Source organism: Nesterenkonia sp. PF2B19, from assembly GCF_001758425.2.
GTDB classification, from domain to species: domain Bacteria; phylum Actinomycetota; class Actinomycetes; order Actinomycetales; family Micrococcaceae; genus Nesterenkonia; species Nesterenkonia aethiopica.
Window position 1 is genome coordinate 1 of record NZ_MDSS02000036.1, and the last position, 23,716, is coordinate 23,716.

Genomic DNA, 23,716 nt, shown 5'->3' on the forward strand with positions numbered 1-23,716 from the left:
CTGCACGGCCGAGCCGTCGGTGCGCACACCACGCGCGCAGCTGCAGCACGGCGGGCCCGTCGGTGTCCTCGGAGAAGCGGGCGAGCCCGCCGATCGGTGCGGAGCATCCGGCGTTGAGCCGGGCCAGCAGCGCCCGCTCGGCGGTGGTCTCCAGGCGGGCGGCGGCGTCGTCGTAGGCCTGCAGCGCCATGGCCAACGGCGCTGGCCGACGGCGTCTCGGCGCGGACCTCCACGGCGAGCGCCCCTGGCCGGGGGCCGGCAGCATGACCCCGGGTCCAGCAGCTCGGAGATGTGGTGCTCCAACCCGAGCCGGCGCAGGCCGGCGCCGGCGAGCACGACGGCGGTAGAGGTCACCCCGGGCGGCGTCAGGCGCCTGGGTGGAGACCTCCCCGGCCTCCTCCCGGCCCCGCACCCGCGCCAGCCGGGTGCCGACGTTGCCGCGGATGTCCACGATCTGCAGGTCGGGGCGGGCTGCCAGCAGCTGGGCGGCACGGCGCGGGGAGCCGGTGCCGACCTTCGCCCCGTCGGGCAGTGCGCTCAGCGGCGCGTCCCCGGCGGAGCAGAGCGCGTCACGAACGTCCTCCCGCACGGGCACGGCGGCGATGCTCAGCCCGTCGAGGTCCTTGGCCGGAAGGTCCTTCAGCGAATGGACGGCCACGTCACAGGTGCGGTCGAACAGGGCCTGGCGCAGCGCGGAGGCGAAGACGCCGGTGCCGCCCATCTGGGCCAGCGGACCGGTCAGGATGTCCCCGTCGGTGCGCACCGTGATGAGCTCATGGCCCAGCCCGGAGGAGTCGCTCAGCGCCTGGGCCACCGTGGTGGTCTGGGTCATCGCCAGCCGACTGCCTCGGGTGCCGACGCGGAACTGTTCCATCACTCGTCCTCCTGCGGATCATGCGGCGAGGGCCTCCGCTCCCGGTGGAGCGGAGGCCTCCGCGGCGGATCGGTGCTGCCTGTTCCGGCAGCGGCCACGGCGTGGTGCCGGGACCATCCTCTCAGGCCGAGGGCTCCTCCAGCGGGGTGCCCCAGCCGCCGTCGCCGGTGAGGTCGCTCCAGTCACCGGGCACGGTCTGCTCGCCGGCGGCCAGCGGACGGCCCTCGGCGTCGAGCATGTACTCCCCCAGGATGTCCACCAGACCGGAGACGAACGCCGGGTGCACACCGGTGGTCGGCGCCCGGTGGAAGGCCAGGCCGTGCTCCTCGGCGGTCTCCTTGGCCTCGGTGTCGAGGTCCCAGATCACCTCCATGTGGTCGGAGATGAACCCGAAGGGCATCACCACCACACCGGCGTAGGACTCCGCGTCCTCCTCGATCTGGTCATTGATGTCCGGCTCCAGCCACGGAGTGCGCGGGTCGCCGGACCGGGACTGGAACACCACCTGGTGGTCCAGCCCGGCGGCCTCCTCCACGGAGTCCATGAGGTGGTCGGCCAGGGCCTGGTGCTGGGCGGTGTAGACGTCGGTGCCGAAGATCTCCTTGATCCGGGCCGGACCCTGCCGTTCCGCCACCGCCGTGGGGATCGAGTGGGTCACGAAGAGGACCTTGATGCGGCCCTCGGGCTTCCCACCCGCCTCCAGCTGGGCCCGGACGTCCTTGACGCCGGCAGCCAGGAACTCGGCGTTGGGATGAGTGAAGGCCTTGTCATAGAAGAACTGACGGACCTTCACCAGGGTCAGCTCGCCCTCCAGCCCGGTGTCCTTCAGCGTCCGCTCGAAGTCCTCCAGGTACTGGTCGTTGCTGGAGTACCCGGCGTAGGCGGAGGTCACCAGCACCAGCACGCGACGGTGGCCCGCGTCGTGCATCTGGCGGAAGGTGTCGGTGAAGTAGGGGTCCCAGTTGCGGTTGCCCCAGTACATCGGGACGTCGATCCCGCGCTCAGCGAGCTCCTCCTCCAGCGCGCTCTTGAGCTGGCGGTTCTGCTCGTTGATCGGGCTCACGCCGCCGTTGGCGCGGTAGTGGGTGGCGACCTCCTCGAGGCGCTCGTCCGGGATCCCGCGGCCGGCGGTGACGTTGCGCAGGAACGGGATGACGTCGTCCTGACCCTCCGGACCGCCGAAGCTGGCCAGCAGGACGGCGTCGTAGACGGCGCGCTCGCCCTCGGCGGGGGCCTGGGGGATGCTCTCAGGTGCGGTGGTCATGTCAGATGAGAACCTCAGCAATCTCGTCAGTGCTCTTCAGGCGGCGTCCGGTGTAGAACGGAGTCTCGTCCCGGACGTGGTATCGGGTCTCCGACTCGCGCAGACGACGCATCATGTCCACGAGGTCGGTCAGGTGCGGCGACTCCAGGCCGAGCAGCCACTCCCAGTCGTTCAGGGCGAAGGCGCTGGTGGTGTTGGCCAGCACGGAGGGGAACTCTTGGCCCAGCATGCCGTGCTCGCGCAGCATGGTGCCGCGCTTCTTCGGGTCCATGAGGTACCAGTCGTAGGACCGGTTGAAGGGGTAGACGACCAGCCAGTCCTCGGCCTCCACGCCGAGGGTGAAGGCCGGCACGTGGCTGCGGGCGAACTCCGCGGTGCGGTGCACGCCCATCGCCGAGAACACGATGCGGGAGGAGCCCAGCAGCCCGGTGCGGTGCAGACGGCGCAGCGCCGCCTGCAGGGCCTCGGCGGAGTGGGCGGTCAACCACGTCATCACATCGGCGTCGGCACGCATCCCGGAGACGTCGTACACGCCGCGCAGGACGACCTCGTCCTCGGCCAGGGCGGCGACGGCGTCGTCGAACTCCCGGGCCCGCGGGGCGATCTGTTCGGTGCCGGCCTGCGGGCCGCGGACGGCCTCCGCCGAGCTGTCCGTGCGGGCGAAGACCGTGTACAGGGTGTACCAGTCCTTGCCCGAGCTGTTGACCTCTTCCGGGGTCCTCTGCGCGTTGCGGCCGTAGCTCATGCTCTCCTCCTGCTTCTCGGCGCCGCCCCAACCCTATCGGGAGGGCCTGACACGGCGCGCGATCGTTCTTCTACATTATGTAGAAAATCTGTGGTCCGTGACAGACGGACCCGGTCTCATGTGGCGAGTCTCATGTGGCGAGAATCTCAGCGGCGGTCGCGCGCGCATCCGGCACCACCCGGGCCAGACCGGTCCCAGAGAACCAGCTGCCCACCACGCTCACCGCGGAGCCGGCCAGCTCGCCGCGCATCCCCCGAATGCGCCGGGCATGCCCGGCCGTGGCCTGCGGCAGCGCCTTCTCCCAGCGCACCACATCAGCCTCCGCGACCCGATCCCCGAGTCCACCGATTCCGCACAGCGTGCCGACGTCGGACCTGGCGGCAGCCAGCAGCTCCGCGTCGCTCGAGTGCATCCCCAGCGCTCCGGAGCCGGGGGCGTCGGTCACCCGTCCGTAGGACAGGCGCACCAGATGCCGGCCGGCGCCCAGCGCCTCCGCCACCCACGGCCATTTCGCCGAGACATGCGTCATCGCCTTCGCCCCGACGCCGTCGACGCCCGGGGCCACCAGCATGCCGGTGCCCCGCGGGCGCCCGTCCAGCTCCGGGGCGTCCAGGAGCATCGAGACCAGGGCGACGCCGCGGCCGCGAGGCTCCGGCGTTCCGGCTCCGAATCCGGATCCGGATCCAGAGCCGCCCGGCACGTCGGCGTCGGCGTCCTCGGCTGCGATCGGGCCCAGAACAGGCTCCACCAGGCGTGCGGCGGCCGGAGCGTCCACGGCGAGGACCACATGATCATGGGCGGCGCGCAGCCCGGCGAGCGCGGTGACAGGCTCCCGCAGGCGGATGTCCGCCCCACCGGCTCGCAGCTGCTGCTCCAGCGCCCGGATGAGCGTGGCCATCCCGCCGTGCAGCGAATTCACCGCAGACCCCGGCGGTGCCTGCGCACGCACCGCGGCCACCCCGCGGGCCAGGGACCCCTCCCGCAGCATCGCCTCGACCAGCCCGGGCTGCCGCGTTGCCGACGTCGAGCTCCTCCGGACGGGCCGAATGGACCCCGGAGACGATGGGGGTGACCAGCCGCTCCAGCACCTCGGGCCCCATCCGGTCGAGGACCAGCTCACCGACGGTGATGTCCTCCCGGTGCCGCCATGCCTCCACGGGCTCCGTGAGATCGGCGGAGGCGCGTTCCGCGGCCTCACACCCGAGGATGCGCACCACGTCGTCGGCCAACGGGTCGGCCGGGATGCCCAGGATCCCCGTGGCAGGCAGCGGCGCGGCCAGATCCGGCAGCTGCAGCCAGGCACCGTCCGGCGTCGGCGCGATGACCTGCTCACCCAGGCCGAGCTCTTCGACGAGCCGCGGCACGGCGGGCGAACGCGTGGCGAAGGCCTCCGCGCCGGCGTCGACCTCGATCCCACCCAGCCGGTGGGTGCCGATGGCTCCGCCCAGACGCGGCTCCGCCTCCAACAGCGTCACCTGCCAGCCGCCGCGGAGCAGATCCCAGGCGACCACCAGGCCGGCGATCCCTCCCCCGACGACGGCGACGGAGCGGCTCATGCGCGCGTCGGCTCGATCTCCGCCGGAGAGATCGAATGGATCAGCGAGACCACGCGGGTCAGGACCTCCGGGTCCGTGCTCGGCGGCACTCCGTGGCCCAGGTTGAGCACATGCCCGGCCGCACCCGAGCCGGCGGCGACGACGTCGCGCACATGGGCCTCGAGGACGTCCCAGTCGGCGGTCAGCAGCGCCGGGTCGATGTTGCCCTGCAGCGGGGTCTGCGCACCCAGGCGGCGCGTGGCCTCGGCCAGGTTCACCCGATAGTCGATGCCCACGACGTCCGCCCCGGCCTCCTTCATCAGGTCCAGGATCTCGCCGGTGCCGGTGCCGAAGTGGATCAGCGGGGCGCCCAGTCCGGCGACGTGGGAGAACGCGGCGGCGGAGTGCTTCTGCACGTGGGCGGCGTAGTCGTCCCGGCCCAGAGAACCGGCCCAGGAGTCGAAGAGCTGCGCGGCGGAGGCCCCGGCCATCAGCTGGGCGCGCATGAAACGGCCGGAGACGTCGGCGGCCCAGGAGGCCAGGGCGTCCCAGGTCTCGGGGTCGGCGTGCATCATGGTGCGCGGGCCCAGGTGATCCCGGGAGGGCCGCCCCTCCACCATGTAGGCGGCCAGCGTGAACGGTGCTCCGGCGAAGCCGATCAGCGGAGTGGAGCCCAGCTGCTCCACGGTCCGGGCCACCGCCTCGGTGATGGGCGCGAAGGCGTCGTCGTCAAGCTGCGGGAGGGCCTCCACATCGGCGCGGGTGCGCACCGGGTGGGCCAGCACCGGGCCCACGTTGGGCACGATCTCCACGTCGATGCCGGCCAGGCGCAGCGGAATGACGATGTCGGAGAAGAAGATCGCCGCGTCGACGTCGTGGCGACGCACCGGCTGCAGTGTGATCTCTGCCGCCATCTCCGGGTCCAGGCAGGCGTCCAGCATGGAGGTGCCTTCCCGCAGGGCGCGGTACTCCGGCAGCGAGCGGCCGGCCTGACGCATGAACACACGGGGCGGCGGCCAGGCCGCGCGGGGTCTCCGGCGGCGTCGCGTCCGCCGCGATACTCCACCAGCAGCGGGGATTCCGCGGTGACGCCGCCGGTCAGCGGGTGGTCGGCGGGCAGGACGTCGCCGGCCTGAGCCTGCGCCTGAGCGCGGCGGACCGCGGAGGTCCGCACGGGCGCGGTCATCGGCGAGGAGGCGGCCATGCCGGAGAATGTTTCAGAAGCCATGCCCCCAATTCTGCCTCTTTCTACGACGGGTTGTAGAATTGAGCCTGTCGTGACTCTGTTCTCCCTCGTGGCTACCCACGCCGACCTCGATCTCGAGACCGTCGGCATCCTCAGCTCAGGAGCGGCCGATGTGGCCGGTTCTGTCGATGTGCCTGCCGTGACGCTGGCGACCTGCAACCGTCTGGAGATCTACGCCGAGGCCTCCTCGGACGATCCGGCCGCTCTGGAAGCCAGTCGTGAGGAGCTCATCGACGCCGTCGCCGAGACCTCCGGCGTGGACCGTGACACCATCGCCTCCACCTTCCGCACGCTGGTGGAGGACGACGCCGTCAGCCACCTCTTCCAGGTCGGCGCCGGGCTGGACTCGGCCGTCATCGGCGAACGCGAGATCGCCGGCCAGGTCCGCAAGTCTCTGGCCGACGCGCAGAACGCCGGGACCGTCTCCGGGAACCTCACCCGCCTGTTCGAGACGGCCACCCGGACGGCCAAGGACGTGGGAGCGCGCACCGCGCTGGGCTCCCGCGGCCGGTCCATCGTCTCGGTGTCCCTGGACATCGCCGGGGACATGCGCGGCGATGGTGCCGCGTTCTACCGCGACGCCTCCGTGGTGCTGATCGGCACCGGCGCCTACGCCGGGACCTCCCTGGCCCAGCTGCAGGAGCGCGGCGTGCGCGACATCGCCGTGTTCTCCGGATCCGGCCGCGCCGAGCAGTTCGTGGCCGAGCGCGGCGCCGCAGCCCGGGCACTGAAGATGGAGGAGCTCTCCGAGGCCTTCTCCGCGGCGGATGTGATCATCGGCTGCTCCGGCGGGAACCGGCAGATCACCGCCCAGGAGATCCGGACGCTGGCCGGCATGGGACCCGAGGGCCGGGAGAAGGACCTCACCGTCATCGACCTGGCCCTGTCCCATGACTTCACCCCTGAGGTCGCCGACCTGCCCGGCGTCGAGCTCATCACTCTGGAGTCGGTGAAGATGGCCGCCCCGGCGGAGACCGAGGACTCGCTGGAGCAGGCTCGCGAGGTGGTGGACGCCGCCGTCCAGGAGTACCTGACCGAGCGGCAGCAACGCAGCGCAGACGACGCCATCGTGGCCCTGCGCCGCCACACCCAGTCCGTCCTGGACGCGGAGATGGAGAAGGTCCGGAAGCAGCATGGCTGCACCGCCGCGGCCGAGGAGGTCGAGTTCGCGGTGCGGCGGATCGTGCGCAAGCTGCTCCACACCCCCACCGTCCGTGCCCGGGAGCTGGCGGCCGAGGGCCGGACCGAGGACTACGTGCAGGCCCTGCAGGACATCTTCGGGCTGGAGGTCGAGCCGCGGGAGCGGCCCGAGCGGGAGCAGCCCGCCAAGCGCCGTCGCGCCGAGGAGTTCACCCCGGCGGAGCTGGCCCAGATGGCCGCCCACCTGCAGAAGGTCCCCGACGGCGGCTTCTGCCCCCATCACCGCCCCGGCGAGTTCGCCGTGGAGCGCCTGGAGGTCGCGCAGCGGCTGACCCAGGCCCAGGCGTCCTGACCACGGCTCCCTGGAGCCCGCCCCTGTCGCCTTCTCGCCGTCCTGTCCGCTCGCCCTCCTGTCCGCTCGCCCTCTCCCTCTCGTGAGTTGGTCTGGAGTTGTGGGTACTCGACTCGATCGAGGCGAGTACCCACAACTCCAGACCAACTCAGCGCGGGTGCCGGCGCAGACACCCTCGGTGGCGCAGGGTGTTCTCAGCATCGCCGCAGTTGCTACCGTGCCCTCATGCTCGATCTGTCAACCCTGCTGACCCTGGAGCACGACGGCTGGACCGCCCTGTGCGAGAACCGAGGCGGCGCGTTCTACGGCGAACTGATGACCCCCGAGGGGCGCATGGTCCTGGTCAACGGCATGGTGCTGGGCCGTGACGACGTCGTGCGCTCCCTCGATGCGGCGCCCGCCTGGGACACCTACGAGATCTCAGATGCGGACCTGATCCCGCTGGGCTCAGACTGTGCGGCCCTGGTGTACCGAGCCCGGGCCACCCGCACCGGCGAGCCCCCGTTCATCGCCCTGATGTCCAGCACATACCGCCTCATCGGCGACCACCCCCGGCTGGCGCTGTACCAGCAGACCACGATCACCCACTGACGTTTCCGCCCGAACGCACCAGCTCAACGCCAGGAGGCAGGACCGGCTCAGACGCGCACGGCGCTGCCCTGCCGGGAGACGCCGACCATCTCGTCGCGCTCCACGACCTTCACCCGCTCACGGGTCGTGCCGTCCGGCAGCTCCCCGAACTGCTCGCCCAGGGCACGCTCGTGCTCGTCGAGCTGCAGCCAGCCCTCCCAGGAGGTGGTCTGCACCCCGCGGGACTCCAGGAGCTCGACGACGTCGCCCGCCTCGGCCGCGCCGTCGGCAGCTCCGCGCCCCGGCAGAGAGGGCAGATCCTCCAGCAGGCAGCCCACCGTCTCGAGGGCGTCACCCTTGGTGTGGCCGATCAGCCCGACCGGCCCTCGCTTGATCCAGCCGGTGGTGTAGACCCCCGGCAGCGGCGTCCCGTCCTCTCCGAGGACACGCCCGGCATCATGCGGGATCACGCCGCGGTCGGCGTCGAAGGGGATGTCCGCCAGCGGGGAGCCGAAGTAGCCCACCGCACGGTAGACCGCCTGGACCGGGTACTCCAGGATCTCGCCGGTGCCGCGGACGTTGCCGGTGCCGTCCAGCTCCTGACGCTCCAACCGGATCGCGTCCACGTGCCCCTCACGCTCCCCCTCACCGGAGACGATCTCCACGGGGGAATGCAGGAAGTGCAGGTGCAGCCGACGGGAGGCCGGCTGCCGCTGCGGGTCCTCGTCGCGCTCCTCCTGCTCCACCAGCCAGTTGGTGAGCGTGTTGACCATGGTCTTGACCTGGTTGTTGGACTTGATCGCCTCGTCCGAGGCCTCGTCGAACTCGAAGTCCTCCGCGTGCAGCACGATGTCGACGTCACGGCTGTGGGCCAGCTCGCGCAGCTCCAGCGGGGTGAACTTCACCTGGGCGGGCCCACGACGTCCGAAGACGTGCACATCGGTCACCGGCGAGGCCGCCAGCCCCTGGTAGACGTTGTCCGGGATCTCGGTGGTCAGCAGGTCATCGGCGTGCTTGGACAGCACCCGGGCCACGTCCAGGGCCACGTTGCCGTTGCCGATGACGGCGATCTCCTTCGCCTCCAACGGCCACTCGCGGGGGTAGTCCGGGTGCCCGTCGTACCAGGAGACGAAGTCCGCGGCCCCGAAGGAGCCCTTGAGGTCGATGCCCTCGATGTTCAGGGCGGCGTCATCGATCGCGCCGGTGGAGAAGATGACGGCGTCGTAGTGCTGCTGCAGCTCGGCCAGGGTGATGTCCGTGCCGTAGTCCACGTTGCCGATGAAGCGGATCCCGCCGCGGTCCATGACCTTGTGCAGGGCCTTGATGATGCCCTTGATGCGCGGGTGGTCCGGGGCCACGCCGTAGCGGATCAGCCCGAAGGGCGCCGGGTACCGGTCGAAGAGGTCGATCGCGATGTGCTCGCCCTGCTCGGAGCGGGCGATGATGTCGGCGGCGTAGACCCCGGCGGGGCCGGCGCCGACCACGGCGATGCGATGCGTGATGTCAGTGCTCATAGTGGTGTCAGTCCTTCGATTCGTCAGAGGGAGGTCAGGGCCGCCGCGGCGGGGGCGGCGGGTGTGGCGGTGTCGAGCTGCTGCGGCCAGTCGTCGGCCAGCGTCACCACGGCGCCGACGACGATCACCGCCGGGTTGGCGACCTGGCGCCGGGCCGCCACGTCGGCGACGGCGTGCAGCCGGGACAGGGTCACCCGCTGGTCCTCCATGCCTCCGGATTCGATGATCGCCACCGGTGTGGAGGCGTCGTGCCCGTTGACCATCAGCTGCGTGGCGGTGCGCCGCAAGGTGGAGACGCCCATGAGGATGACGAGGGTGTGCTGCTCGGAGCGCGGGACGACGTCGAGGTCGTCGTGTCCGGTGATCACGGTGAAGCCGCGGGACAGACCCCGGTGCGTCAACGGGATCCCGGCCTCCGCCGGCACCCCCACCGCCGAGGTGATCCCGGGGACCACCTCCACGGTGATGCCGTGGCGTCGGCAGTGCTCGCGCTCCTCGGAGCCGCGGCCGAGCACATAGGGGTCGCCGCCCTTGAGCCGGGCCACGCGCAGTCCGCGGCTCGCCCGGTCCACGAGCAGGGCGTTGATCTCGTCCTGGGTGGCGGTGTGCCGCCCGGGCGTCTTGCCGACGTCGATCACCTCGACGTCCTCGCGCAGCTCGTCGAGCAGCCCACGGGGGCCGAGCCGGTCGGCCACCACGACGTCGGCGGCCATGAGCAGCTCGTGACCCCGGTGGGTGATCAGATCCGGCTGCGCGGGTCCTCCGCCGATGAGGGCGACGTGCCCGGTGCGCGGGGTGGTGTGCTCAGTCATGATTCCAACAGTCCTCTCGTCGTCAGCAGCCGGCGTTCGATGGGGGCGAAGACCAGCAGCTCCACGACCACCCCCACCAGCAGGATGATCAGCACCGCGGTCAGCACCACCGACATGTCGGCCAGCGCCCTCCCCTGGTCCAGCAGCGTGCCCAGCCCGAAGCCCATGGAGCCTCCGGTGGCGATGATCTCGGCGGCCATCAGCGAGCGCCAGGAGAACGCCCACCCCTGGCGAAGTCCGCCCACATAGGAGGGCAGGATGGCCGGCAGCAGGATGCGGGTGGTCATCTGCCAGCGGTTCGCCCCCAGCACCCGTCCCACCCGGTGGTGCTGCGGCGGGACCTGCCGGACACCGGCGATGAGGCCGTTGACCACCGAAGGGATGGCGCCCATGAAGATCACGAAGTACACCGTCGCGTCGGTCAGGCCGAACCAGATGACCGCCGCGGGCACCCAGGCCACCGAGGGCAGCACCTGCAGCCCGGAGATCAGCGGTCCGAAGGCCTGGCGCAGCATCCGCACCTGGGCGATGATCAGCCGATGGGAGTCGCGATGAGGATGCTCAGCGCGAACCCCGCCAGACCGCGGCCCAGGGACGTGCTGACGGCCTCCCAGAACGCACCGGTCCGCCACAGCTCCCAGGCGGTCCCGGCGACGTCGATCGGCCCGGGCACCATGTCCGTGCGCCGGTGCCCCGTCATCACATAGAGCTGCCAGGCGATGACGACGACGGCGAGCGCGGCCACCGGCAGCAGCACCGACTGAGGATCGAGTCGCCGTCGGGGCGCTCCCCCGGCTGTCTCCAGTGCGTCGAGCCCGCGGGAGAGGTCGGCGACGTCGTCTCCCCGGCCACGGCCTGAGCCGGTCGAGGACGCGTGTCGGAGCAGCTCGACCTGCTCAGGAGCTTGGCGATCCGGGTCGGGGCGCGTGTGCTCCTCAGTGGGTGTCGCCACCATGGCGTCCCACCTCGTTCCGCAGCCGCTCGGTGATCTCGTCGACCAGCACGGCGCGACGGGCTCCCTCACGGTCCTCCTCGGCGACCTCCCATTCCCCGATGATCCGCCCGGGGCGGGAGGACAGCAGCAGCACGCGCTGGCCCAGGTGCACGGCCTCGTCCACCGAGTGGGTGACGAAGACGATGGTGCGCCCGGTGGTCCGCCAGATGCGCAGCAGCTCCTCATGGAGCAGCGACCGGGTGATGGCGTCCAGGGCGCCGAAGGGCTCGTCCATGAGCAGCACGGGCCGCTCCTGGGCCAGGGCTCGGGCGAGCGCCACGCGCTGCCGCATGCCCCCGGAGAGCTCGTGCGGGCGGCGGTGGGCGTGCTCGGAGAGCCGCACCAGATCCAGCAGCTCGGCGGCCCGCTGGCGGCGGACCTTGCGCTGGCGGATCTGGCAGCGCCCCTCGGCCAGTCGCAGGGCGAGCATGATGTTCTGCTCAGCGGTCAGCCACGGGAACAGGGAGGCGTCCTGGAACATGAAGGCCGCCCCGCCCTCCGTGACCTCGATGGCGCCGCCGGTGGGCCGCTCCAGCTGAGCGATCATGCTCAGCAGAGTGGACTTGCCGCACCCGGAGGCGCCCAGCAGGCAGACGAACTCGCCCTCAGCGATGTCGAAGCTGACCTCCGAGAGCACCTCGGGGCCCTCAGCGAAGGACTTGTCCACGGTGTCGAACACCACGGCCTCGTTCATCGGTCCTCCTGTCCGGCGCTCGGGACGCCGTCATCATCGGTCTGCGCGGAGTCATCACTCGGCTCAGAGTCATCACTCGGCTCAGAATCATCAGTCGGCTCAGGTGAGCCGGGCTCCACCGGCGCGGGGACCACGAGCCCGTCGAGGGCGACGTCGTGCCCGGTCCCGGCAGTCACGGAGTCCTCCACCAGCTGGGGGAAGGCCGAGGCCACCGGGTCGGTCGTGAACGTCACGTGGGCCAGTGCCCGGGTGAGCACCGGTTCAGGCAGCTCCAGGCCCACGTCCTCACTCAGCTGCGCATTGAGCGTGCTGTGGACCTCAGCCTCCTCGGAGGTCTGCAGCCAGGCCACCGCCGCGTCGGTGGCCGCGGCGAGGTCCTTGACCGTCTGCGGGTGGGCCTCGGCGTACTCGCGGTTGACCGCCAGCACCGTGGTGGGGAACTCTCCGTCGGGCCAGAGCTCGCGCTCGTCCACCAGCACCTGACCGCCGGCCTGCTCCACCAGCCGGGAGGCCCAGGGCTCGGGCACCCAGGCGGCGTCGACGCGACCCTGCTCGAAGAGCCGCAGCACCTGCGGGTTGTCCGTGGGGGTGATGTCCACCTCATCGGTGAGGCCCTGCTCGTGAAGCCACACACGGGCGGCCACATCCTGGGTGCCGCCCAGCTGCGGCGTCGCCAGCTCGCGTCCCACCAGGTCCTCCGGAGAGTCGATGCCCTCCCGGACGATCAGCTGCACTCCCCCGCTGGCGGCACCGGAGACCACGACCACACTCTCCCCGCCGGACTGCGCGTAGGAGTGGATGGCCGGGTTCGGACCGATGAAGGCGGCGTCCACCGCCCCCGCGGTGAGCGCCTCCAGCGCGGCCGGACCGGCGGTGAAGGTCTCTGCATGGAACGCCGTGCCGTGCAGGTGCTCGGCGAACAGGTCCTCCTGCAGCCCCACCAGGGCCGGTGCGTGGGTGACGTTGGGGAAGTAGCCCAGCCGCAGCTCCTCAGCCCGCTGGTCACCGGCGTAGAGCTCCTCGGCCGAGACTGCCTCGGGCTCATCGTCCTCCTGCGGCCAGGTGGTGGCCAGCACGGCCGTGCTGCCCACCAGCAGGGCCGTGCCGGCCCCGACGACGACGGCGAGCAGCCGGCGCGGGCCGGGGGCCCGGGTGAGCACCCGGCCGTCAGGGGCCGTGGTCTGCTCAGCGGTGATGCGGACGCGGCCCATGGCTCACTCCGCCAACCAGGCGTCGTCGTCCTGGGCCTCGGTGTCCGCAGCGGCGGGCAGGCGCACCATGCCCGCGGCGAGAGTGTCTCCGCTCTCCGGGTGGATCAGCAGCACCGCGCCGGTGCGCTTGGCCACGGCGTAGTCGTCCACAGGCAGGGCACGGGCCAGCCGCACGGTCACGGTGCCGATGTCGTTGAGCACCAGCTGGTCCGCGGGCCGGGAGGTCAGGCTGGCCAGGTCGAGCCGGTCGGTCACCTCGCTGACCAGTGCCTTGACCGTCTCGGTGCCGTGCTTGACCAGCACCCGGGCACCGTCGGTCAGCGCCCCGTCGCCCAGCCAGGCCAGGGACAGGGTCAGCTCGTCGCTGCTCGACGGCGGCGCCTCCGCGCGGCCAGCAGGTGGCCGCGGGCGACGTCGAACTGGTCCTGGAGCTCCACCACCACGGACTCGGGCGCGGCGGCCCGGTCAGCAGCGTCCACGGTGCCCGTTCCCTCGGCGGCGGCCTCCTCACCGGCGGCACGCGCCTGCAGAGCCGTGCGGTGGACTGCGCTCACCGTGGTGCGGTGGCCGCCGGGCTGGATGAGCACCTCATCTCCGGCTGCCAACGACCCGGAGACGATCTGCCCGGCGTAGCCGCGGAACTCCGAGTGCGGCCGGATGACGGTCTGCACGGGCAGCCGCAGCGGTTCGGTGCGGCGGCGGGCGTGGTCGGCGTCCGGCAGCTGCTCCAGGATGGGCAGCAGCGCCTCGCCGTCGTACCACGGGGTGTGGGCGGACGGGGCGACCACGTTGTCTCCGCGCAGGGCGGAGACCGGCACCACGATCGGTGCGGTGGCGCCGGAGCCTCCCCCGTCGTCGGCCTGCAGCTCGGCCGCGATGCGGGCGACGTCGGCCTCCACGGTCCGGAAGGCGTCCTCCCGGTAGTCCACCGCGTCGATCTTGTTGACCGCGATGATCACGTGCTCCACCCGCAGCAGGTGGGCGACCGCCAGATGGCGGCGGGTCTGCTCCACCACGCCGTGTCGGACGTCCACCAGCAGCACCACGGCATCCGCGGTGGAGGTGCCGGTGACGGTGTTGCGGGTGTACTGGACGTGCCCGGGGCAGTCGGCCAGCACGAAGCTGCGCCGATCGGTGGCGAAGTAGCGGTAGGCCACATCGATGGTGATCCCCTGCTCCCGTTCGGCGCGCAGGCCGTCGGTCAGCAGGGCGAGGTCGAGCTCCGCGCCGTCGTCGCCGAAGCCCCGTTCCTTGGAGGAGCGGGCGACGGCGTCGAGCTGGTCGGACAGGATGGCCTGGGCGTCGTGGAGGAGGCGGCCCACCAGAGTGGACTTGCCGTCGTCGACGCTGCCGGCGGTGGCCAGCCGGAACAGTGTGGCGGTCATCAGAAGTATCCGTCCTTCTTGCGGTCCTCCATGGCGGCCTCGGAGAGCCTGTCGTCGGCGCGGGTCGCGCCGCGTTCGGTGATGGTGGCGGCGGCCACCTCGTGGAGCACCGCGGTGTTGTCCGCGGCCTCAGAGAGCACCGCCCCGGTGCAGGACATGTCACCGACGGTGCGGTAGCGCACGCGCAGCACCTCGGTGGGCTCCGCCGCGGTGGGTCGGCTGTGCGGACCCACGGCCCGGATCATGCCGTCACGGTGGAAGACCTCGCGGTCGTGGGCGTAGTACAGCGGAGGCAGCTCGATGTCCTCGGCGGCGATGTAGCGCCACACGTCCAGCTCGGTCCAGTTGCTGATCGGAAAGGCCCGCACGTGCTGGCCCGGCCGGTGGCGTCCGTTGTAGAGGTTCCACAGCTCGGGGCGCTGGCTGCGCGGATCCCACTGGCCGAACTCGTCGCGCAGCGAGAGGATGCGTTCCTTGGCCCGGGCCCGGTCCTCGTCCCGCCGGGCGCGCCGAAGACGGCGTCGAAGCGGCGCTGCGCGATGGTGCGCAGCAGCGGCACCGTCTGCAGCGGGTTGCGGGTGCCGTCGGCGCGTTCGGTGAGCTCGCCGGCGTCGATGAGCTCTTGGACGCTGCCGACCACCAGCTCCAGGCCGAGGCGCTCCACGGTGCGGTCACGGAAGTCCAGGACCTCCTCGAAGTTGTGACCGGTGTCGATGTGCACCACCGGGAAGGGGATCCTCCCGGGCCAGAACGCCTTGGCGGCCAGGTGCAGCATGACCACGGAGTCCTTGCCGCCGGAGAACAGCATGGCCGGCCGATCGAACTCGGCGACGACCTCCCGGATGATGTGGATGGACTCGGCCTCCAGGCGGGCCAGCGCGGACTGGCCGGCGAGGTCGACGACGTCGGCGGCCCGTGGGGCCGCGGCGGTGGCGGTGGTCATCTCAGGCTCCTGTGGCGGTGGTGGTGTGGATGCCGCATTCGACCTTGCCGCTGCCGGCCCAGCGTCCGGAGCGGGGGTCCTCCCCCGGGGCGACCTTCTGGGTGCAGGGTCGGCACCCGATGGACGGATAGCCGTTCTGCAGCAGCAGGTTGACCGGGAGGTCATGGCGGTTCGAGTGGTCGACCAGGTCGTCGAAGGTCCAGGGGGCGACCGGGTTGACCTTGATGAGTCCGTGGAGCTCGTCGAAGGTGACCAGCGGCGTGTCCACGCGGGTGGGCGCCTCATCCCGGCGCACTCCGGTGAACCAGAGCTTGTAGCCGCTCAGCGCCTCCCCGAGAGGCTCCATCTTGCGCATCCGGCAGCAGGCGGCCGGGTCCCTGCCGAACAGGTCCTTGCCGTACTCGGCGTCCTGCTCCGCCACGGTCAGCTTCGGAGTGACGTCGACGACGGTGACGTCGAGACGACGGGCGACCTCATTCCGGGCGGCCAGCGTCTCGGTGAAGTGATAGCCGGTCTCCAGGAACAGCACGTCCACACCGGGCAGCTGCTCCGCGACCAGCGCCGGCAGGACGGCGTCGGCCATGGAGCAGGCGACGGCGACGTCGGCGGTGTCCACATGCCGTGCCGCCCAGCCGATCACCTCCTCGGCGGGGGCGTCCCAGCCGAGCTCCTCGGCGCGGCTCGGCCAGGGCGCGCAGCTCCTGGGTGAGGGCGGTGTCGGTCGCGGCGCTCATACCAGCTCGACCTCTCTCTTCTGCAGCTCGGAATCGTCCACCCGGTGGCTCCACTGGGCGAAGGTCTCCCCCGTCTGTCGGCCGTCCAGGTACCGGCGGACCAGCAGCTCCACGTAGTCCACGAGCTCCTCCGCCGTGACCTTCAGCCCTCGCACAGTCCGGCCGAGACCGGCCTCATCGCGGTCCACGAAGGTGAGCCCGCCGCCCAGGTGGACCTGGAAGCCGGGGGTCTTCTCCCCGTCGGCGTCGGGCAGCAGCTGCCCCTTCAGCCCGATGTCCGCGGTCTGGATGCGGGCGCAGGAGTTGGGGCAGCCGTTGATGTGCAGGGTGAGCCGCTCCGGCATCTGCTCGGCGACGTCGGCCAGCCGCTCCTCCAAGGCATCGATGGTCCGGGCCGCCGTGGTCTTGGTCTCCACGATGGCCAGCTTGCAGAATTCGATGCCGGTGCACGCGATGGTGGAGCGCCGGAAGACGCTGGGCCGGGGATCCAGCCCCAGCTCGGCCAAGGCGGCACAGACCGTCTCGACGTCGTCTTCGGCGATGTCGAGGACCACGAGCTTCTGGTGCGGCGTGGTGCGCAGACGGTGGGAGCCGTGACGCTCCAGCAGGTCCGCCAGCTCGATCAGCAGCGTCCCGGAGACCCGACCCACGGTGGGGGTGACGCCGATGTAGCACCGGCCGTCCTTCTGCCGGTGCACGCCGACGTGGTCCCCGGGAGTGTCCGGGGCGGACGGGGCCGGCCCGTCGGTGAGCGTACGGCCCAGGTACTCGTCCTCGATGACCTGGCGGAACCTCTCCGGCCCCCATTCGGCCAGCAGGAACTTCAGCCGGGCCTTGTTGCGCAGGCGACGGAACCCGTAGTCGCGGAAGGTCTGGGTGACGGCATGCCAGACCTCGGCGGCCTCCTCCTGGCGGACGAAGACTCCCAGTCGCTCGGCCAGCCGGGCGTTGGTGGAGAGCCCGCCGCCGACCCACAGGTCGTAGCCGGGGCCATGCTCCGGGTGCACGACGCCCACCAGGGCGAAGTCGTTGATCTCGTGGACCACGTCCTGGCTGGGGTGTCCGGTGATCGCCGACTTGTACTTCCGCGGCAGGTTCGCGAGCTCGGGATCGCCGATGTAGAGCCGAGCGATCTCCTGGATGACAGGGGTGGGGTCGATGATCTCATCGGCGGCGATGCCGGCCACCGGGGAGCCCAGGATCACTCGGGGGGTGTCTCCGCAGGCCTCGGTGGTGCCCAGGCCGACTGCTTCGAGGCGGCGCCAGATCTCCGGGACGTCCTCCACGGCCACCCAGTGCAGCTGGATGTTCTGCCGGTCGGTCACATCGGCGGTGTCCCGGGCGAAGTCTCGGGAGATCTCCCCGATGACACGCAGCTGCTCGGTGGTGAGGGCGCCGCCGTCGATGCGGACCCGCAGCATGAAGAACTTGTCGTCCACCTCTTCGGGCGGCAGCGAGTTGTGGGCCCCGGCCGGCACGCCGGGGCGACGCTGGGTGTAGAGGCCCCACCAGCGAAAGCGGCCGCGGAGGTCGTCCGGGTCGATCGAGTCGAAGCCCTGCTTCGAGTAGATCGTCTCGATGCGCTCCCGGACGTTCAGCCCGTTGTCGGCCTGCTTGAACTCTTCATTGTGGTTCAGCGGCTCGGTGCCGTCGACCTTCCACTGCCCGTTCGGGCGCTTCTTCGGCCGGCGGGCGGACACGGCGGACACGTCAGTGCTCATGCTCCTCCATCGCTCCTGGCGTTAGCACCCGGCTCTCCCGGGTTGCTGCGGCGTCGTCGAGCCAGATCTCTCAGCCGCTCTGGATGGTTGCTGGTGTGAGCACCACGCTACTGGACGCCAGACGGAAAACGAAGATTCCACGTCATATGTCGTCATCTATGTTCATGTGTTCATATGAGTTGCGCGACGGAGTGAGACCTCCCGCAGACACGCGCCATCGACTCCCCGGCGAGGCCGGGCCCTGCTCCGCGGCTCAGGCCTCGTCGAGGCCCTTCTCCGCCAGCCAGTCGGCGGCGACGTCGGCGGCCGACGCCTGGTCGTCCACACTGACGGCGTTGAGCCCGTTGAGCTCCTCCTGCGTCAGTTCGGCCGTGACCTCCTCGATGAGCGCCGCGGCGTCGTCCCCCACAGAGTCGGAGACCAGCGGGAGGATGTTCTGCGGCAGCACCAGATCCTCCGGGTCCTCCAGCATGACGAGGCCGTTCTCCTCGATGGCTGGATCGGCGGAATAGATGTCGGCCACCTGAACGTCCCCGTCGAGCAGCGCCTGCACGGTCAGCGGCCCACCGGAGTCCTCCACCGGGACCAGGGTGACCTCCACCCCGTAGACCTCCTGCAGACCCTCAGGGCCGTAGGGACGAGTCTCGAACTCCGAGTTCGCCGCGATCCGCAGATCCTCATCCACGTTCGCAAGGTCACCGACGCTGCGCAGCTGATGCTCCTGTGCGAACTCCGCGGTCACCACGAAGCTGTCCTGATCGGTGGCCTCCGCCGGCTCCAGGGCGCTGATCCCCTCCGGGAGGCTCTGCTCCAGTCCGGCGAGGATCTCCTCCAGGTCGGAGGCCTCAGCCTCCGCGTCCACGTACTGCAGCAGGTTCCCGGCATATTCGGGGAACACGTCGATGTCCCCGGCCTCCAGCTCCGGCATGTAGACCTCGCGCTGGCCGATGTCGAACTGCCGGTCCACCTCGTGGCCGCCCGCCTCGAGCCGCTGGGCGTAGAGCTCCGCGATGATGGTGTTCGAGTAGTACTGCTGGGAGCCGACCACCAGCGCGCCGCCCTCGGCGCCGGCGTCGTCGTCTCCCCCGTCCGCCAAGGGATCCTCGGCCCCGCAGGCGCTGAGAGCCAGCGCGGCAAGTCCCAGCAGGGCGGCGGAGACGAGGGCAGGACGGCCGAGACGGCCGGGGGCGGGGCTCGAGCAGGACACGGGGACCATCCTCTCCTGGAGCTCAGTGGATCCCGGGGATCCTCCTGAGAATCCGTAGGGCTGCGATGAACAGGGCGTCGACGAGGATCGCCACGGCGATGACCACGAGGGACGCTCCCAGCATCATGGCATAGTCATGGTTGCGCAGGCCCAGGAACAGCGGCCGCCCCAGTCCCCCGGCCCCCACGTAGGCGGCCAGGGTGGCGGTGGCGATGACCTGCAGGGTTGCCAGACGCACCCCGCCCAGGATCAGCCGCAGCCCCAGCGGCACCTCCACGGTCACCAGCACCTGCCACGGGCTGAGCCCCTGGGCGCGCGCGGCGTCGACCACGCGGCGGTCCACCGCCTCCACCCCCGAATAGGCGCCGGCGATGATCGAGGGCACCGCCAGGACCACGAAGGCGATCATCGGGGCCTTCAGCCCGATCCCCACCGCGAGGCCGGCCAAGGTGATGATCCCCAGGGTCGGCAGAGCACGGGCGGCCCCGGTGGAGAGCACGGCCAGCGCCCGGCCCCGCCCGGTGTGGCCGATGACCAGCCCGGCAGGAAGGGCGATCGCCGTGGACAGCACCAGCGCCAGCAGGGTGTACCAGAGGTGCTCGGCCGTGCGGACTCCGAGACCACCCGGACCCGCCCAGGACTCGGCGCTGAGGACCCACTGCAGCGCCTCCATCAGATGGGTCATGAGCCGGCCCGCCTCGCCTGGGTACGCTGCCAGGGCATCGCCAGCCGGCCCAGGCCCACCAGCAGCAGGTCCACGACGACGGCGAGCAGCACGGTCATGATGATGCCGGCGGCGATGGACGGCACGATGCCACGCTGGAACCCGTCGGTGAACAGGGAGCCGAGGCTCGCCACACCCAGGACCGCGGAGACGCTGACCAGACTGATGGTGCTCACGGAGACCACCCGCAGCCCCGCCAGCAGCGCAGGCCCGGCCAGAGGCAGCTCCACTGTGAGGAAGGCGCCCCAGCGGGACTGCCCGACCGCGACCGCGGCCAGCCGGACGTCCTGGGAGACCGCGCCGAAGGCATCCGCGGCGGAACGGACCATCAGCGCCAGACCGAACAGCGTGAGCGCGACGATCACATTGAGAGCGTCCCGCACCCCGGTCCCGATGAGGATCGGCAGGACGATGAACAGCGGCAGCGACGGAATCGCATAGAGCAGACCCGCCGAGCCCAGGAGAGGCTCACGCAGGCGTCCGAGCCGATCGGCGACACGCCCCAACGGAAGGGCCAGCAGGAACGCCGCTGCGACGGCGGGAAGGCTGAGCAGCAGATGGTCGACCGTCAGGCTCAGGATGCGCGGCAGGTTCGCCAGGGCCCAGTCCATCAGCAACCTTCTGGCGACGGGGCCGCAGGCTCCGTGCCGTCCTCTCCCTCGATCAGCCCGACCGGTCTCCCGGTGTCGTCGACGACCGTCCAGCCGCCGCCGACCCGCGGGGAGGCATGCAGCCGCCGCCGTCCGTCCTGCAGCCCCAGGAATCGGGAGACGAAGGCGTCGGCGGGCTCCTCCACCAGCTCCCGGGGCGTGCCGATCTGGGCCACCTCCCCGCCGCTGCGCAGCACGACGATCTGATCCCCCAGGGCGAGTGCCTCGTCGATGTCATGGGTGACGAAGATGATGGTCTTGCGCAGCTGAACCTGCAGGCGCCTCAACTGGGACTGCAGCTCCACCCGGACCAGCGGGTCCACCGCGCCGAAGGGCTCGTCCATGAGCAGGATGTTGGGGTCGTCGGCCAGGGCGCGCGCCACGCCGACCCGCTGCTGCTGCCCTCCGGAGAGCTGGGCCGGGTATCGACGTGCCAGCTCGGGGGCCAGGTCCACCAACTCCATCAGGTCACGAGCCCGCTCCTGCGCGGCACCCCGGGAGACACCATTGAGACGCGGAACGGTGGCGATGTTGTCCACCACCCGGCGGTGCGGCATGAGCCCGGAGTGCTGCATGACATAGCCGATGCTGCGCCTCAGCTGCACCGGCGGTCGCGAGGACACCGTCTCCCCATCGATGCGGACCTCACCTGAGGTCGGCTCCACCATCCGATTGACCATTCGCAGCAGGGTGGTCTTGCCGCATCCGGAGGACCCCAGCAGCACCGTGGTGGTGTGGGAGGGGACCGTCAGGCTGAAGTCCCGGACCGCCGTCGTGCCGTCCGGGTAGGTCTTGGTGACATGGTCGAACTCGATCATGACGCAGCACCCTCACGCTGGCCCTCGATGTCAGCCGACGCAGCAGACGGAGGATCCGCCCGGTGGACCTCGGCGTGGTCGCCCAGACGCCGGGCCATGACGTCGACCGCCTGCGGTGAGGAGTCGATGCAGACGAACCGGCGGCCGGTCTCCGCAGCGGCGGCCCCCAGCGTGCCCGAGCCCGCAAAGAAGTCCAGCACCCAGTCGCCCGGTCGGGAGGAGGCCTGCACCATGCGGCGTACGAGCCCCACGGGCTTCTGCGTGGGATAGCCGGTCTTCTCCCGACCCGTGGGCGAGACGATGGTGTGCCACCAGACGTCGGTGGGCAGCTTGCCCCGGGCGGCCTTCTCCGGGGTCACCAGGCCCGGAGCCATGTACGGTTCGCGATCGACCTCGGCGGAGTCGAAGTGGTAGCGCTGAGGATCCTTGACATAGACCAGGATCGTCTCGTGCTTGGTCGGCCAGCGCTTCTTCGTCCGGGCACCATAGTCATAGGCCCAGACGATCTCATTGAGGAAGCAGTCGCGGCCGAAGATCGCATCGCACATGACCTTCGCGTAGTGCACCTCGCGATAGTCCAGGTGCAGGTACAGGGTCCCGGTGTCATCCAGCAGACGCCAGGCCTCGAGCAGTCGAGGCTCCAGAAAGTCCCAGTAGTCCGGGAAGGAGTCGTCGTAGGCGGCCAGCAGCTCACGGAAGGTGTCGTAGCTGCGACCGGCGAACCCCACCCGTCCGCCGCCGTCGTGCCGCCGGACGGAGGTCGTGCGGACCGACCGCTGGGCCCGCCCCGTGTTGAAGGGCGGGTCCAGGTAGATCATCGCGAAGGCCCCGTCGGGGAGCCGCCGCAGGTGCTCGAGGTTCTCGCCCTCGAGCACGAGCGACGGACCGTCCACGGCGAAGGTCGTCATCTCCAGGTCCGCACCGGCCCGCGGGAGCTCAGTCCGCGGAGCCTGCCGTCGAGCCGGAGCCCGACCCGGAGCGGCGGCGACGACGACGGCGACGCTGGCCAGCCCGAGCCGCCCGAGCCGCCCTCGGCAGAGGAGGCACCGCCGGAGCTCTGCTGACTCTGCTGACTCTGCTGACTCTGCTGATCCTGCCCGCCTGCGGAGTCCGATCGGCGACGCGACCGCGACCGACCGCCCCGAGAGCCGCCCTCGCCCCGCGAACCCCCCTCGCCCCGAGAGCCGGAGCGGGAGCCGCGACCCTCGCGGGAGCCACCCCGCTCCTTCTTCGCCGAGGGACCTCCGAGGTCCTCGAGACGCTCGTCGCCCAGGCCCGTCTTCGATCGCTTGTGCCGCGGCAGCCGCCCCTTGGTCCCCTTCGGGATGTCGAGGTCGGTGAACAGGTGCGGCGAGGAGGAGTAGGTCTCCACCGGCTCGTCGATGCCGAGGTCCAGCGCGCGGTTGATCAGCTTCCAGCGCGGGACGTCCTCCCAGTCCACGAAGGTCACCGCGGTGCCCTTCTGCCCGGCCCGGCCGGTCCGGCCGATCCGGTGGAGGTAGGTCTTCTCGTCGTCGGGAGCGTTGAGGTTGATGACATGGGTGACGTCGGTGACGTCGATGCCGCGGGCGGCGACATCGGTGGCGACGAGCACGTCGATCTTCTCGTTGCGGAACGCCCGCAGCGCCTGCTCCCGCGCACCCTGGCCCAGGTCACCGTGGATGGCGCCGGCTGCGAAGCCGCGGGCGATGAGCTCGGTGGAGAGCTTGTCGGCCTGCCGCTTGGTGCGGGTGAAGATGATCGTGCGTCCTCGGCCCTCGGCCTGCAGGATGCGGGCCACGACCTCGTCCTTGTCCAGGTGGTGGGCCCGGTAGACGACCTGACGGATGTCCTTCTTGGTGACCCCCTCGTCGGCAGGGTCGGCGGCGCTGATGTGCGTCGGCTTGGTCATGTAGCGCCGCGCCATGGCGACGACCGGACCCGGCATGGTCGCCGAGAACAGCATCGTCTGGCGCACGGCCGGCAGCGCGCCGAGGATCGTCTCCACGTCGGGCAGGAAACCCAGGTCGAGCATCTCGTCGGCCTCGTCCAGGACCACGATGTTGACGTTCTTCAGTTTCAGGTGGCGCTGCCGGTGCAGGTCGATGAGCCGCCCGGGGGTGCCGACGACGATCTCGACGCCGCGCTGCAGCTCCTCGATCTGCGGCTCATAGGCCCGTCCGCCGTAGATGGTGGCGACCCGCACGCCGCGCTTGGCGCCGGCGACCTTGATGTCTTCGGCCACCTGGACGGCGAGCTCACGGGTGGGGGCGACCACCAGCGCCTGCGGGGCGCCCGGGGAGGGCATCTCGTCGAAGCCGGGGTCGTGGGGCGCGGTCACGCGCTGGATGGCGGGTATGCCGAAGCCGAGGGTCTTGCCCGTTCCGGTCTTGGCCTGCCCGATGATGTCATAGCCGCCCAGGGCGATCGGCAGCGTCTCCGCCTGGATGGGGAACGGTGTGATGATCCCCTTCTCAGCGAGCGCCTCGACGATCTCGGGGCGGACGTTGAAGTCGGCGAAGGTCACCGTGGGCTCGGCGGTCTCGCCGCCGTCGACCTGCACGGTGCCTTCGGCCGATTCAGCTGTCTGTTCAGTCATAGATT

18 protein-coding genes, 5 pseudogenes and 1 riboswitch are annotated in these 23,716 nt (G+C 70.9%); of the genes and pseudogenes, 2 read left to right on the forward strand and 21 right to left on the reverse strand.

Annotated elements, in window-relative coordinates; genetic code table 11:
• The 6 genes and pseudogenes from hemC to hemE all read right to left on the reverse strand — a co-directional run.
• Window positions 1–874, reverse strand: an 874-nt coding sequence (gene hemC, locus BCY76_RS11225) for a hydroxymethylbilane synthase (RefSeq protein WP_085437694.1), incomplete at its 3' end; no start/stop codon positions are given.
• A 121-nt stretch (window positions 875–995) separates the two neighbouring features.
• The gene (locus BCY76_RS11230) at window positions 996–2,138 is read right to left on the reverse strand and encodes a ferrochelatase (protein ID WP_070158362.1); all 1,143 of its coding nucleotides are present in this window, start codon (window positions 2,136–2,138) and stop codon (window positions 996–998) included.
• A 1-nt stretch (window position 2,139) separates the two neighbouring features.
• Window positions 2,140–2,883, reverse strand: coding sequence for a hydrogen peroxide-dependent heme synthase (gene hemQ / locus BCY76_RS11235; protein ID WP_070158363.1), 744 nt, complete (start codon window positions 2,881–2,883; stop codon window positions 2,140–2,142).
• A 130-nt stretch (window positions 2,884–3,013) separates the two neighbouring features.
• Window positions 3,014–3,781 (reverse strand): protoporphyrinogen/coproporphyrinogen oxidase, encoded by a 768-nt coding sequence (locus tag BCY76_RS11240; RefSeq protein WP_085437695.1) that lies wholly within the window; start codon window positions 3,779–3,781, stop codon window positions 3,014–3,016.
• A complete protein-coding gene (locus tag BCY76_RS11245) occupies window positions 3,675–4,439 on the reverse strand; it encodes a protoporphyrinogen/coproporphyrinogen oxidase (RefSeq protein ID WP_085437696.1) in 765 nt (254 codons plus the stop codon). Before BCY76_RS11245 ends, BCY76_RS11240 begins: the two co-directional genes overlap by 107 nt.
• Window positions 4,436–5,604 (reverse strand): annotated as a pseudogene (gene hemE, locus BCY76_RS11250) (uroporphyrinogen decarboxylase). The gene BCY76_RS11245 and the pseudogene hemE overlap by 4 nt, the downstream one beginning before the upstream one ends.
• A 91-nt stretch (window positions 5,605–5,695) precedes the next feature.
• Between hemE and BCY76_RS11255 the strand changes: the two are divergent.
• Both BCY76_RS11255 and BCY76_RS11260 read left to right on the forward strand, forming a co-directional pair.
• Window positions 5,696–7,156, forward strand: a complete 1,461-nt coding sequence (locus BCY76_RS11255) for a glutamyl-tRNA reductase (protein ID WP_083277187.1) — start codon at window positions 5,696–5,698, stop codon at window positions 7,154–7,156.
• A gap of 225 nt (window positions 7,157–7,381) precedes the next feature.
• The gene (locus BCY76_RS11260) at window positions 7,382–7,747 is read left to right on the forward strand and encodes a nuclear transport factor 2 family protein (protein WP_070158365.1); all 366 of its coding nucleotides are present in this window, start codon (window positions 7,382–7,384) and stop codon (window positions 7,745–7,747) included.
• Between the two features lie 47 nt (window positions 7,748–7,794).
• Here BCY76_RS11260 and BCY76_RS11265 read toward each other — a convergent pair whose 3' ends face one another.
• The 15 genes and pseudogenes from BCY76_RS11265 to BCY76_RS11335 all read right to left on the reverse strand — a co-directional run bounded on the left by BCY76_RS11265 (window position 7,795) and on the right by BCY76_RS11335 (window position 23,711).
• On the reverse strand, window positions 7,795–9,240 hold the full coding sequence (locus BCY76_RS11265; RefSeq protein ID WP_070158366.1) for an FAD-dependent oxidoreductase: 1,446 nt from the start codon (window positions 9,238–9,240) through the stop codon (window positions 7,795–7,797).
• A 23-nt stretch (window positions 9,241–9,263) separates the two neighbouring features.
• The gene (gene cobA / locus BCY76_RS11270; RefSeq protein ID WP_070158367.1) at window positions 9,264–10,052 is read right to left on the reverse strand and encodes a uroporphyrinogen-III C-methyltransferase; all 789 of its coding nucleotides are present in this window, start codon (window positions 10,050–10,052) and stop codon (window positions 9,264–9,266) included.
• A pseudogene (locus BCY76_RS11275) lies at window positions 10,049–11,007 on the reverse strand (ABC transporter permease). Before BCY76_RS11275 ends, cobA begins: the two are co-directional and overlap by 4 nt.
• Window positions 10,988–11,740: an ABC transporter ATP-binding protein gene (locus BCY76_RS11280; protein ID WP_085437697.1), complete on the reverse strand. Its 753-nt coding sequence runs from the start codon at window positions 11,738–11,740 to the stop codon at window positions 10,988–10,990. The pseudogene BCY76_RS11275 and the gene BCY76_RS11280 overlap by 20 nt, the downstream one beginning before the upstream one ends.
• A complete protein-coding gene (locus BCY76_RS11285; protein WP_085437698.1) occupies window positions 11,737–12,951 on the reverse strand; it encodes an ABC transporter substrate-binding protein in 1,215 nt (404 codons plus the stop codon). Before BCY76_RS11285 ends, BCY76_RS11280 begins: the two co-directional genes overlap by 4 nt.
• Window positions 12,952–12,954: 3 nt before the next feature.
• Window positions 12,955–14,336 (reverse strand): annotated as a pseudogene (locus BCY76_RS11290) (sulfate adenylyltransferase subunit 1).
• Window positions 14,336–15,279, reverse strand: a pseudogene (cysD, locus tag BCY76_RS11295) (sulfate adenylyltransferase subunit CysD). The pseudogenes BCY76_RS11290 and cysD overlap by 1 nt, the downstream one beginning before the upstream one ends.
• Before the next feature lies 1 nt (window position 15,280).
• Window positions 15,281–16,013 (reverse strand): annotated as a pseudogene (locus BCY76_RS11300) (phosphoadenylyl-sulfate reductase).
• Complete coding sequence (locus BCY76_RS11305; protein ID WP_070160751.1) at window positions 16,010–17,734, reverse strand: nitrite/sulfite reductase; 1,725 nt, start codon at window positions 17,732–17,734, stop codon at window positions 16,010–16,012. The pseudogene BCY76_RS11300 and the gene BCY76_RS11305 overlap by 4 nt, the downstream one beginning before the upstream one ends.
• A 3-nt stretch (window positions 17,735–17,737) precedes the next feature.
• A riboswitch (SAM riboswitch) is annotated at window positions 17,738–17,824 on the reverse strand.
• A 163-nt stretch (window positions 17,825–17,987) separates the two neighbouring features.
• On the reverse strand, window positions 17,988–18,950 hold the full coding sequence (locus BCY76_RS11310; RefSeq protein ID WP_070160753.1) for an ABC transporter substrate-binding protein: 963 nt from the start codon (window positions 18,948–18,950) through the stop codon (window positions 17,988–17,990).
• 13 nt (window positions 18,951–18,963) lie between these two features.
• Entirely contained in the window at window positions 18,964–19,626 is a 663-nt protein-coding gene (locus BCY76_RS11315; protein WP_070160754.1) for an ABC transporter permease, read from the reverse strand.
• A complete protein-coding gene (locus tag BCY76_RS11320) occupies window positions 19,623–20,276 on the reverse strand; it encodes an ABC transporter permease (RefSeq protein WP_070160756.1) in 654 nt (217 codons plus the stop codon). Before BCY76_RS11320 ends, BCY76_RS11315 begins: the two co-directional genes overlap by 4 nt.
• The gene (locus BCY76_RS11325; RefSeq protein WP_085437700.1) at window positions 20,276–21,133 is read right to left on the reverse strand and encodes an ABC transporter ATP-binding protein; all 858 of its coding nucleotides are present in this window, start codon (window positions 21,131–21,133) and stop codon (window positions 20,276–20,278) included. Before BCY76_RS11325 ends, BCY76_RS11320 begins: the two co-directional genes overlap by 1 nt.
• Window positions 21,130–22,041 carry a DNA-methyltransferase gene (locus BCY76_RS11330; RefSeq protein WP_070160776.1) on the reverse strand — a complete coding sequence of 304 codons (912 nt, stop codon included), beginning with the start codon at window positions 22,039–22,041 and terminating at the stop codon, window positions 21,130–21,132. The genes BCY76_RS11325 and BCY76_RS11330 overlap by 4 nt, the downstream gene beginning before the upstream one ends.
• Window positions 22,038–23,711 (reverse strand): DEAD/DEAH box helicase, encoded by a 1,674-nt coding sequence (locus tag BCY76_RS11335; RefSeq protein WP_170922674.1) that lies wholly within the window; start codon window positions 23,709–23,711, stop codon window positions 22,038–22,040. The genes BCY76_RS11330 and BCY76_RS11335 overlap by 4 nt, the downstream gene beginning before the upstream one ends.
• Window positions 23,712–23,716: the final 5 nt, after the last annotated feature.

What these genes read in the sequence shown, in the direction of transcription:
- cobA (WP_070158367.1), bottom strand. Translation starts at nt 10,052, where the DNA reads ATGACTGAGCACACCACCCCGCGCACCGGGCACGTCGCCCTCATCGGC.
- hemQ (WP_070158363.1), bottom strand. Translation starts at nt 2,883, where the DNA reads ATGAGCTACGGCCGCAACGCGCAGAGGACCCCGGAAGAGGTCAACAGC.
- BCY76_RS11280 (WP_085437697.1), bottom strand. Translation starts at nt 11,740, where the DNA reads ATGAACGAGGCCGTGGTGTTCGACACCGTGGACAAGTCCTTCGCTGAG.
- BCY76_RS11305 (WP_070160751.1), bottom strand. Translation starts at nt 17,734, where the DNA reads ATGAGCACTGACGTGTCCGCCGTGTCCGCCCGCCGGCCGAAGAAGCGC.
- BCY76_RS11310 (WP_070160753.1), bottom strand. Translation starts at nt 18,950, where the DNA reads ATGGTCCCCGTGTCCTGCTCGAGCCCCGCCCCCGGCCGTCTCGGCCGT.
- BCY76_RS11230 (WP_070158362.1), bottom strand. Translation starts at nt 2,138, where the DNA reads ATGACCACCGCACCTGAGAGCATCCCCCAGGCCCCCGCCGAGGGCGAG.
- BCY76_RS11245 (WP_085437696.1), bottom strand. Translation starts at nt 4,439, where the DNA reads ATGAGCCGCTCCGTCGCCGTCGTCGGGGGAGGGATCGCCGGCCTGGTG.
- BCY76_RS11320 (WP_070160756.1), bottom strand. Translation starts at nt 20,276, where the DNA reads ATGGACTGGGCCCTGGCGAACCTGCCGCGCATCCTGAGCCTGACGGTC.
- BCY76_RS11315 (WP_070160754.1), bottom strand. Translation starts at nt 19,626, where the DNA reads ATGACCCATCTGATGGAGGCGCTGCAGTGGGTCCTCAGCGCCGAGTCC.
- BCY76_RS11325 (WP_085437700.1), bottom strand. Translation starts at nt 21,133, where the DNA reads ATGATCGAGTTCGACCATGTCACCAAGACCTACCCGGACGGCACGACG.
- BCY76_RS11330 (WP_070160776.1), bottom strand. Translation starts at nt 22,041, where the DNA reads ATGACGACCTTCGCCGTGGACGGTCCGTCGCTCGTGCTCGAGGGCGAG.
- BCY76_RS11240 (WP_085437695.1), bottom strand. Translation starts at nt 3,781, where the DNA reads ATGGCCACGCTCATCCGGGCGCTGGAGCAGCAGCTGCGAGCCGGTGGG.
- BCY76_RS11335 (WP_170922674.1), bottom strand. Translation starts at nt 23,711, where the DNA reads ATGACTGAACAGACAGCTGAATCGGCCGAAGGCACCGTGCAGGTCGAC.
- BCY76_RS11265 (WP_070158366.1), bottom strand. Translation starts at nt 9,240, where the DNA reads ATGAGCACTGACATCACGCATCGCATCGCCGTGGTCGGCGCCGGCCCC.
- BCY76_RS11285 (WP_085437698.1), bottom strand. Translation starts at nt 12,951, where the DNA reads ATGGGCCGCGTCCGCATCACCGCTGAGCAGACCACGGCCCCTGACGGC.
- BCY76_RS11260 (WP_070158365.1), top strand. Translation starts at nt 7,382, where the DNA reads ATGCTCGATCTGTCAACCCTGCTGACCCTGGAGCACGACGGCTGGACC.